Below are 9,894 nucleotides of genomic sequence, written 5' to 3'. Positions count from 1 at the left end.
CTTTTCGATAGGTTACTGTGCCTGCCTTTTGATCACTTGTCGACGCAGCCTTACGCTAAACGCTCACTTAGCCAGCGGCCAATATCGCCTACCTGCTGGGGGCAAAGCGCGTGAGCCATCGGGTACTGACGGTAGTTAGCTGTGTAGCCCTGCGTCTTGAGCCGCTCAAGCGCCGCACGGCCTAAACTCTCCGCCACGATCGGGTCAAAGTTGCCGTGATGTACTTCGATAGGAATGTGCTGGTTCGCCTCGCTGGCTTCAATGCTGTCCGCCGTGGCAAAGTAGGTTGACATGGCCAACAGCCCGCCTAACGGCAGCGGAAACGATAACGCCGCCTGATAGGCAACCGCCCCACCCTGCGAGAAGCCCGCCACGATAATCCGCTGGCTGTCGATACCTTGATCGATCTGCTCCTGAATCAGCGCCTGAATACGTTCAGCAGAGCGTTTGAGCTGCGCTTCATCCACCCTACGGCCTAAATCCATAGCTAATATATCGTACCAGGCAGGCATGACCATCCCGCCGTTAACGGTGACCGGCAGCCGTGGCGCGTGAGGCATGATAAAACGCACGCTGGCATCCTTGGGAAGGTTAAGCGCGGGTACCAGCGGCTCGAAATCATGCCCATCAGCGCCCAAGCCATGAATAATAAACACGCAGGCATCGGCGGGCTGCCCATTTTGCGGCTCAATAATCAGTTCGCCAGGTTCGGTCATGTTACTCATCCTTACGTATTAATTAAAAAAGCACCCTAGCGCAAACCGGCAGTGGCGGCGAGCACTTGCGCTTAAAAGGTCCACATCCGAGCTTAAAAGGGCCACACCAGAGGAATCAGAGCTAGCGCGATTGCCCCGGTAATGACGTTTAAACCACCGCCTACGCGTAGAAAATCACTGATACGATAGCCGCCGGGGCCATACACCATCAAATTGGTTTGATAGCCGATCGGGGTTAAAAAGCTGGCCGAAGCGGCAAACATAACGGCGACCACATACGGCATGGGGTTTACTCCCAGGCTCTCGGCGGCGGCCATTACTACGGGAAAAATAATCACGGCAGCGCCGTTATTGGTCACCAGCTCAGTCAATAGCGCGACCACACAGTAAGTGCCTATCAAGAGTAGCCACGGATTACCGCCCACAATATTCAGGACGCCACCGGCAATAGCGTCAGCCGCTCCCGAGCTTTGCAGTGCCGCCCCTACCCCGAACGATGCAGCAATAGTTAAAAGCACCTGACTATCCAGCCCGCGCTTGGCCGCTTCTACCGAGCAGCAGCCGGTAACAAGCGCCAGTGCCGCGCCCAGCATGGCGGCATTCAGCATGCTCACCACGCCGAATGCCGCCAGCAGCACCGCACCTAATAAAATTCCCCAGGCCAGCGGCGCCTTTTCATGAACCGGCCGTGCAGAGCCGTTCAACTCACTGATCAGCAAGAAGTCTTTTGACTGTCGATGACGCTCGATAAACGGCGGGCGAGCTTCCAACAGCAGCACGTCAGCGGACTGCAAACGTACCTGCCCAAGGTTACCGGTGACCCGCTCGCCGCCTCGGCAAATCGCCAGTACGGCCGCCCCGTAAAGCGTTCTAAAGCGCCCGTCGCGAATGCGCTGACCGATAAACTGACACTGATTGGAGACTACGGCCTCGACCAGGCGGCGCTCTTTAAACTCTTTTTCCAGGCTTGAAGCGCTATCGCGCGAGGGTATCAGGCCACGAATCTGCTGAAGCTCCACGGCGGCATCGCTGGTACCGGCAAACACCAACCGGTCGCCGCCCTTTAACTGCTCCCCAGGCCCCACGACGCTTACCACGTTGCCATCGCGCTCGATTTCAACCAGAAAAAGCTCTTGGAGATGGCGCAAGCCTGCTTCTTCGACCGTGCGATTGACCAGGACGCCCTCCCGATCGATTTCCATTTCAATGGTGAACTCACGCGGATTGGCAAAGGCATTCCCCAAGCCCTCACGGGCAGGCAGCAGGCGCGGCCCCAACAGGATCAGGTAAGTAAGCCCCACCACGGCTACAGGGATCCCCACCCAGGCAAGATCAAACAGCCCCATGGTTAAATCAGGGTAACGGTCAACCAGCAGCCCATGCACCACCAAGTTGGTACTGGTACCGAACAGCGTGATAGTGCCACCCAGAATGGAGGCAAAGCTCAACGGCATGAGTAGCCGTTGAGGTGAGCGCCGCAGCCGACGACTCCAGCTCATCACAGCCGGTATATAGGTGGCAACTACGGGTGTGTTATTCAAGAAACCACTTAACGAGGCAACCGGTAGCAGGAGCCGAACCAATGCGCCGCGTTCGCTTTTCGGCCGCCCCAGAACATAACGAATAATCAGATCGATGCCGCCCGTTTCGCGGATGCTGGCCACCAGCACATACATAAAGGCGACCGTGAACAGACCGCTATTGGAAAAGCCGCTTAACGCCTGGGCGGGATCAATCACCCCCAGCGTCATCAGTAGAATAACGGCACCCAGCAGAATAATATCCGGCCCTAACCGCGATACGCTCATTAACGGAAAAATAGTGATAACAACAGCGACCGCAATCCAAGCATCCAGCGTCATAACGCAGCATCCCTAACAAAAAAGCATGCGCTATTGTGACGCCAACCACATATTCTAAAAAGTTATTTTTAGAAACATTTAAATATCGAAATAGAATAAAAAGTTTTTCTTTAACGCACAAAAAACCCCGCACATGGCGGGGTCTTAAGCCAACTAGCGTTAACCGCTAGCTGCAAACATCAACAGTGAAACTTAGTTCACAACTTTGATGTTAGAAGCCTGAAGGCCTTTTTTACCCTGAGTAACGTCGAAGGAAACCTTCTGGCCGTCTTGCAGAGTTTTGAAACCGTCAGCTTGAATTTCGGAGAAGTGCGCGAACAGGTCGTCGCCATTGTCGTCCGGAGAAATGAAGCCGAAACCTTTAGTGTCGTTAAACCACTTAACGGTACCAGTTGCCATGATCGAAATCCTCGATGTAGCTTAATGTAAAGCCGGGAAATACCCGAATTGCAGTGGGTAGAACAAGAAACTTTCACCAGACTCACGCTTAGGCGTTCGATACTGCTGACAACGTTCGACTTGCTAACCAACTGCGTGAAGCATGCGCTTAACTCAGCCGCACGTCAACACTATGCTGAAAAAAAAACTTTATGCAACAAGTTTTATTCTAAATCTCATTTAATATCCATTTAGCCGCTTTTTCGGCGATCATCAGGGTCGGAGAATTGGTATTTCCGCTGGTAATCGTCGGCATGACACCCGCATCAGCAACGCGTAGCCCCTTGATTCCATGTACTCTTAATTTTGCATCTACCACAGCCAAGGGATCATCTGCACGGCCCATTTTTGTAGTACCTACCGGATGGAAAATGGTGGTGCCAATATCGCCGGCCAAACGCGTCAGTTCATCATCGCTTTGATACGCAGGGCCAGGCTTCACCTCCTCCGGCGCGTATTTGGCAAACGCGGGCTGTTCGGCAATCCGGCGAGTCATCCTGAGCGAATCTGCGGCTACCTTGCGGTCTTCAGGCGTACTTAAATAGTTGGGCGCAATTGCCGGGGCCTGGGAAGGGTTGCGGCTTTTTAAACGCACCGTTCCGCGGCTGGTGGGATTTAAGTTGCATACACTGGCGGTAATGGCCGGATAAGGATGTAGCGGCTGTCCGAACGCCTCAAGACTTAATGGCTGAACGTGGTACTGAATATTAGGGTACTCATACTCGTTAGAACTGCGCGTAAAAGCGCCAAGTTGTGACGGTGCCATGCTCATGGGGCCGGTGCGCTTGCATAAATACTCCCAGCCAATACCTGCTTTACCCAGCAAAGTGCCTGCTACTGCATTGAGCGTTTTTGCATTGGTGACACGATACACTGAGCGGATCTGGAGATGATCTTGCAGATTCTCACCTACCCCCGGCAGGTCATGCACCACCTCAATGGCGTGTTCTTCAAGATGCGCTTTAGGCCCGATACCCGATAGCTGCAAAAGATGCGGCGAGCCAATGGCGCCGGCGCACAAAATTACTTCTTTGCTGGCGCGGGCGTTCAGGTTTTTCCCGCGCTGGGTAACGTCTACTCCGTTACAGCGTGGGCTGCCCTGATCATCTTCAAAGCAGAGCCGATTCACCTGGGTAGAGTGCCAAAGCGTCAGGTTTTTACGTTTAAGCGCGGGGCGCAAAAACGCCTTGGCCGTGTTCCAGCGCCAGCCATTGCGCTGGTTTACTTCAAAGTAGGCAACGCCTTCATTATTGCCGCGGTTAAAATCCTGGGTGCGGGGTATACCGGCCTGTACGGCCGCCTCGGCAAAGTCGTCCAGCACGTCCCACTTCAAGCGCTGTTTTTCAACCCGCCATTCACCGCTATCGCCGTGAAAGTCGCGCTGTTCGGCATCCGCATCGCCTCCTTCATCCAGCCGGTAGTGGCTTTCATGCTGCATAAAGTCCGGCAGGCAATTCTCCCATCGCCAGTCATCATCACCCACGATTTCTGCCCAGTGATTGTAGTCGCGCGCCTGGCCGCGCATATAAATCATGCCGTTGATACTCGAACAGCCGCCCAGGGTTTTACCGCGCGGGTAAATCAGCGAGCGGCCGTTCAAGCCCTGCTCGGGTTCGGTACGAAACAGCCAGTCGGTGCGCGGGTTATTAATGCAGTACAGATACCCCACCGGAATATGGATCCAGTGGTAGTTGTCGCGGCCGCCCGCCTCGACCAGTAGCACCCGATTATTCGGGTCGGCGCTTAACCGGTTGGCCATCAGGCACCCTGCGGTGCCTGCGCCTATCACGATGTAGTCAAATGCCAAGGTTTGTTGTTGTGTCATTTGCCTTGCTCCGCATCAACTTATTACTGCTTATTTATTACTTGGCAGTTGGCATCACAAACTCAGCCCCGTTATCGATCGACTCTGACCAGCGCTGCATAATCGACTTCTGCTTGGTATAAAAACGTACGCCCTCTTCACCGTAGGCGTGGGTATCGCCGAACAGCGACCGCTTCCAACCGCCAAAGCCATGCCACGCCATCGGCACCGGAATAGGTACATTGATCCCCACCATGCCGACCTGAATACGGCGCCCAAACTCTCTTGCCACGCTGCCGCTTTCGGTAAAGCAGCTAACGCCATTGCCGAATTCGGGATCGTTGATTAACTGAATGGCCGTGGCGATATCCGGCACGCGCACACATACCAACACCGGACCAAAGATCTCCTCTTTATAGATCGTCATTTCCGGCGTGACGTGATCGAAGAGCGTTCCGCCTATCCAGAAGCCGTCGGCACAGTCATCACCTGCCTGGGCGGTATCAAAGCTGCGGCCATCCACAACCAGCTCAGCGCCTTCCGCTACGCCTTTTTCGATATAGCCGGTAATACGCTGGAGGGCCTGGCGCGTCACGATCGGCCCCATTTCGGCGTCCAGCTGCATGCCATCTTTTACTTTTAGCGTTTTGGCACGCTCGGCAAGCTTGGCCACCACGCTATCGGCCACGTCGCCAACCAGTACCGCCACGCTAATCGCCATGCAGCGTTCGCCCGCCGAGCCGTAGGCGGCGCCGATTAATGCATCCACCGCTTTATCCAGATGCGCATCGGGCATGACGACCATATGGTTTTTCGCCCCGCCCAGCGCCTGTACCCGCTTGCCGTGTTTGGCGCCCCGCTCATAGATCAGGTTGGCAATTGGTGTAGAGCCGACAAACGAGAGCGCTTTTACCTCGGGGTGATCGATTAAGGCTTCGACAGCTTCTTTTCCTCCCTGCACCACGTTAAACACGCCATCGGGTAAACCGGCCTGCTTTAGAAGATCTGCCAGCATTAATGAAGCGCTAGGGTCGAGCGGGCTGGGCTTGAGAATAAAGGTGTTACCCGTGGCGATAGCGATTGGGAACATCCACATCGGCACCATGACCGGGAAGTTAAACGGCGTGATACCCGCCACAACGCCAAGCGGTTGGCGGACAGTCCAGTTATCAATACCGGTACTCACCTGCTCGGTGTAGTCACCTTTAAGCAGTTGAGGGATGCCGCAGGCAAACTCGACAATATCGATCCCACGCGCCACCTCGCCCTGGGCATCGGTAAATACCTTGCCATGCTCCTGAGTGATCGCCTCGGCCAAGACATCTTTATGGGTATTCAATAATTCCAGGAACTTGAATAATACCCGGGCCCGACGAATGGGAGGCGTATCGGCCCATGCAGTAAACGCTGCACTGGCTGCTTTTACGGCCACATCCACGTCACTTGACGACGCTAGGGTAACGCGGCCGGTTACTTGGCCGGTGGCCGGATTGAACACATCCTGAGCATCGCCTGCGCACCCTTCGCTGACTTGGCCATTAATAAAGTGCTGAATTGCTGTTGTTGTCATCACGGCTACCTTTATAAGCAGGGCAAATTAGATCTCCCCAGACTAGCGTGATTGCTTCTATGATCAATTGAGTAAATTTAAATTGGGATATAAGCTCTGCTAATAACAAAATAATAACGAGGAGCCGATATGTACGAATACGCGACGCTACGGGCATTTGTGACCGTGGCCCGGCTAGGCAGCGTCTCACGCGCGGCGGAACAATTGCACCTTACCCAGCCTGCTATCAGCCTAAAGTTGAAGCAGCTTCAGCTAAATCTGGGGCTTACGTTGTTTGAACGCCGCCCACAGGGCTTAGCGTTAACCTCCGATGGCCATGCCCTCCTCCCCTCTGCCGAGAAAGCCCTGGCCAGCGCCTATGCTTTTGAGCAAACGGCCAATACGCTGCACAGCACACCAAGAGGCAAGCTCAAGATAGGTACGATTGTCGACCCGGAATTTATTCGCCTGGGCGCTTTTTTGCGCCGCTTAATGACACAGGCACCGCAGCTTGAAACCGAGCTTCATCACGGAATGAGCGGCAGTACGTTAAGACGTGTTGAGCAAGGCGATCTGGATGTAGGATTTTATCTGGCGCCGCCCGGCCTGGGTACCAACCATGAAGCGCTTGACTGGCGCGAGTTGACTCATTTTCACTATTACGTTGTTGCCCCAATGGGCTGGGATGCTCAGCTGGCCGATACACGTTGGGAGGCCCTGGCCCGGTTGCCCTGGATCGTCACGCCCGAGGACTCAGCCCATCACCGCCTTTTACACCACGCGCTTGCCAGCAGTGGCGCCACGCCCAACCGCGTTGCCCAAGTCGATCAAGAAGCCTGCATGCTCGATTTAGTCCGCGCGGGCGTTGGCTTGAGCCTGGCACGCGACGCTCTTGCCATGACCCAGCGTCAGGAAAGTGGCCTTGTCGTTGCCAATAATATTCGCCTGCCCTGCGCACTTAGCCTGATCTGGCGCCATGATCGCGCAGAAGAACCAACCATTGATGCAGCTCTACGTACGCTGGGCGAAGTATGGCCCTCGCTTTAAAAGCGGGGCTAGGCCACTAGCGATAAATACGTCACGCAACAATTGATATAGAGCTTGTTAGCTTTTTATTAGCGCTTTCCGAACTCTTTAAAAATGTTACTGCCCCACTATTACGCATAAAGGCTGATTGTCTACTAAGGTAGATAGTCAGCTAAATTAGACCAGTCGGTTTTAACCGATATGGACATTGAAGCGTTGATCTAAAGATACGCGTTGATCTAAAGATAGGAGATCTTATGAGCAACAGCATCACGACCGTTAACCCGACTACCGGTGAATCGCTAAATACCTATACGCTGATGGATTCCAGCCAGGCGAAGCAGGTTGTCGAAGCAAGTCATCAGGCATTTCTTGAATGGCGTTTAAAATCTCTTGAGCAGCGCGCCAAGGTTGTTAAAGCGATCGGCGAAGCGTTAAAAGCCCATAAAGATGAACTGGCCGATCTAATGGTCAAAGAGATGGGCAAACCACCTGAGCAAGCCCGCCAGGAAGTCGACCTGTGCGCCGGAATCTGCGACTACACGGCAGAGAACGGCCCGACCAAACTGGCCGATGAAGAGCGCAAGCCAGGCAACGGTGAGCGCGGCTTTATTACCTACTCGCCAATGGGCGTTATTTACGGCATTCAGCCTTGGAACTTCCCGGCTTACCAAGTCGTGCGCTACTCAATCGCCAATATCATGGCGGGCAACAGCGTACTGCTAAAACATGCTGAAAACGTGACCGGCAGCGGCCTGCTGCTCGAAAAGATTTATCGTGAGGCGGGTCTACCGGAAAACGTCTTCCGTACGCTGGTCATATCCCACGATACGTCTGATGAAGTGATCGCTCACAAAGCCGTACGCGGCGTGACGCTCACGGGCAGCGACGGCGCAGGCCGTAAAGTGGCGGCCAAGGCAGCTGAGCATCTGAAAAAGACGGTGCTGGAGCTGGGCTCTAATGACGCCTTTTTGGTACTCGATGACGCTGACCTTGAGGTCGCGGTTAATACCTGTGTCCAGGGCCGGATATTCAACGGCGGCCAGACCTGTGTGGCAGCCAAGCGCTTTGTGGTCACAGATGCCAACTACGAAGCCTTTAAAGAGCGCTTTGTAGAGAAAATGAAATCACTAAAAGTCGGTGATCCGAACGCTAGCGACACCGATCTTGGCCCGATGGCACGCGTAGATCTGCGCGATGCGCTGCACGAGCAGGTAGAACAAAGTGTCAGCAAAGGCGCCAAAATACTCTGCGGCGGTGAAAAGCCAACCGGTAAAGGCGCTTTCTATCCGGTGACCGTGCTGGATAACGTCACTCCCGGGCAGCCCGCCTACGATGACGAACTGTTTGGCCCGGTAGCGGCGCTGATTCGTGCCAAGGACGATGAAGATGCCATGCGCATCGCCAACGACAGCCGTTATGGCCTGGGCGGCGGGATCATCTCCAAAGACACCAAGCGTGCCACGGAGCTTGCCAGCAAGTACTTCGATACCGGTATGGTGTTTATCAATGGCTTTGGTGTTGCCACCCCGGAGATGCCCTTTGGCGGCGTCAAGGACTCAGGCTATGGGCGCGAACACGGCGGCTTTGGTATGCACGAATTCGTCAATGCGAAATCCGTTATTGTCGTTCAGGAATAATCGGTAACGCCGTTTAGGCGATTGCCACCTGCAAAACGAAGCGCCGCCAGCATCCTGGCGGCGCTTTTTAGTGTGAAAATGTTAGTGTGAAAATAAAAATGCTATCAGCCCGCCTGCTGAGCCTGATGTTCAAGCTCTTGAGTAATATCCGGGGTAAGCTTTAACGCCTGCGCCAGCTGATCCAACCAGGCGCGCTCCATGGGGTTCTGGTCATCAGTCACTGCAACACTCATCAAATACATTTCCCGGGCGGCTTGGGGTGAGTCGGCTTCACGGGCAAGCGCTTCGGCATCCAGCGGAGCCTTTAGCTGTCTTTCGACCCAGTTATGCATTTCCTGGTCGGCCCCTAGCGCATCAATCTGCTCCGTAATCAGCACCTGTTCCTGCTCATCAATATGCCCGTCGGCGCGGGCCGCCATTATCATGGCCTGCAACAGCTCAAGGCTACGGCGCTCTTGAATCTCGCCGCTTAATACATCAACACGCTCGCCTTCTGCTTTACTGCTGGTGGCTGGCTGGTTTTTAGCCGCCTGTGAATTCTGCCAGGCTTTCCAGGCCAGCATGCCAACGCCTGCAATGGCGCCGTACTTAAGCGCTTTCCCGCCCATGCTACGGCCACGTTTGGAGCCGACCAGCATGCCCATGGCGCCGCCGCCCAAGAGGCTCTTAACATCAAAACCACTAGAGGAGCTACCACCCTGGCTGCTGCCACCTAACTGTTTAGAAAGCCCACCGAGGATGCCTTTAACATCGACACCACTGCCGCTTTTCTGACTACCGCCAGCTTGCTGCATAAGCTGCTGAAGAATTTTACTTGCGTTCATCCCTGTACTCCTTGAGCTGATAGACAGAACTGAGT

Annotated in this window: 8 protein-coding genes; 2 read left to right on the top strand and 6 right to left on the bottom strand. The window is 54.6% G+C overall.

What is annotated here, in order from left to right; all coding sequences use genetic code 11:
* Nucleotides 1–50 precede the first annotated feature (50 nt).
* From D467_RS0105515 to D467_RS0105495, 5 genes are all read right to left on the bottom strand, one after another.
* A complete protein-coding gene (locus D467_RS0105515; protein WP_018916516.1) occupies nucleotides 51–716 on the bottom strand; it encodes an alpha/beta hydrolase in 666 nt (221 codons plus the stop codon).
* Between the two features lie 92 nt (nucleotides 717–808).
* Nucleotides 809–2,578, bottom strand: a complete 1,770-nt coding sequence (locus tag D467_RS0105510; RefSeq protein ID WP_018916515.1) for an SLC13 family permease — start codon at nucleotides 2,576–2,578, stop codon at nucleotides 809–811.
* 192 nt (nucleotides 2,579–2,770) lie between these two features.
* A complete protein-coding gene (locus tag D467_RS0105505) occupies nucleotides 2,771–2,977 on the bottom strand; it encodes a cold-shock protein (protein ID WP_018916514.1) in 207 nt (68 codons plus the stop codon).
* Between the two features lie 208 nt (nucleotides 2,978–3,185).
* Entirely contained in the window at nucleotides 3,186–4,841 is a 1,656-nt protein-coding gene (locus D467_RS0105500; RefSeq protein WP_018916513.1) for a GMC family oxidoreductase, read from the bottom strand.
* A gap of 37 nt (nucleotides 4,842–4,878) precedes the next feature.
* Nucleotides 4,879–6,390, bottom strand: a complete 1,512-nt coding sequence (locus D467_RS0105495) for a CoA-acylating methylmalonate-semialdehyde dehydrogenase (RefSeq protein WP_018916512.1) — start codon at nucleotides 6,388–6,390, stop codon at nucleotides 4,879–4,881.
* A 129-nt stretch (nucleotides 6,391–6,519) separates the two neighbouring features.
* Between D467_RS0105495 and D467_RS0105490 the strand changes: the two genes are divergently transcribed.
* Both D467_RS0105490 and D467_RS0105485 read left to right on the top strand, forming a co-directional pair.
* Complete coding sequence (locus D467_RS0105490; RefSeq protein WP_018916511.1) at nucleotides 6,520–7,416, top strand: LysR family transcriptional regulator; 897 nt, start codon at nucleotides 6,520–6,522, stop codon at nucleotides 7,414–7,416.
* Nucleotides 7,417–7,652: 236 nt separating this feature from the next.
* A complete protein-coding gene (locus D467_RS0105485; protein ID WP_018916510.1) occupies nucleotides 7,653–9,035 on the top strand; it encodes an NAD-dependent succinate-semialdehyde dehydrogenase in 1,383 nt (460 codons plus the stop codon).
* 104 nt (nucleotides 9,036–9,139) lie between these two features.
* Here the strand turns inward: D467_RS0105485 and D467_RS0105480 are convergent, their stop codons facing one another.
* Nucleotides 9,140–9,859 carry a tellurite resistance TerB family protein gene (locus tag D467_RS0105480; RefSeq protein ID WP_018916509.1) on the bottom strand — a complete coding sequence of 240 codons (720 nt, stop codon included), beginning with the start codon at nucleotides 9,857–9,859 and terminating at the stop codon, nucleotides 9,140–9,142.
* Nucleotides 9,860–9,894: the final 35 nt, after the last annotated feature.

Source organism: Vreelandella zhanjiangensis DSM 21076 (assembly GCF_000377665.1).
In the GTDB taxonomy this organism is placed as follows: Bacteria; Pseudomonadota; Gammaproteobacteria; order Pseudomonadales; family Halomonadaceae; genus Vreelandella; species Vreelandella zhanjiangensis.
The sequence above is the reverse complement of the archived record's forward strand: the minus strand, read 5'-3'. Positions and strand labels throughout refer to the sequence as shown.

Bases quoted from the DNA above. Each gene is read 5' to 3' on its own strand.
- D467_RS0105515 (WP_018916516.1), bottom strand. From the start codon at position 716: ATGACCGAACCTGGCGAACTGATTATTGAGCCGCAAAATGGGCAGCCC.
- D467_RS0105510 (WP_018916515.1), bottom strand. From the start codon at position 2,578: ATGACGCTGGATGCTTGGATTGCGGTCGCTGTTGTTATCACTATTTTT.
- D467_RS0105505 (WP_018916514.1), bottom strand. From the start codon at position 2,977: ATGGCAACTGGTACCGTTAAGTGGTTTAACGACACTAAAGGTTTCGGC.
- D467_RS0105500 (WP_018916513.1), bottom strand. From the start codon at position 4,841: ATGACACAACAACAAACCTTGGCATTTGACTACATCGTGATAGGCGCA.
- D467_RS0105495 (WP_018916512.1), bottom strand. From the start codon at position 6,390: ATGACAACAACAGCAATTCAGCACTTTATTAATGGCCAAGTCAGCGAA.
- D467_RS0105490 (WP_018916511.1), top strand. From the start codon at position 6,520: ATGTACGAATACGCGACGCTACGGGCATTTGTGACCGTGGCCCGGCTA.
- D467_RS0105485 (WP_018916510.1), top strand. From the start codon at position 7,653: ATGAGCAACAGCATCACGACCGTTAACCCGACTACCGGTGAATCGCTA.
- D467_RS0105480 (WP_018916509.1), bottom strand. From the start codon at position 9,859: ATGAACGCAAGTAAAATTCTTCAGCAGCTTATGCAGCAAGCTGGCGGT.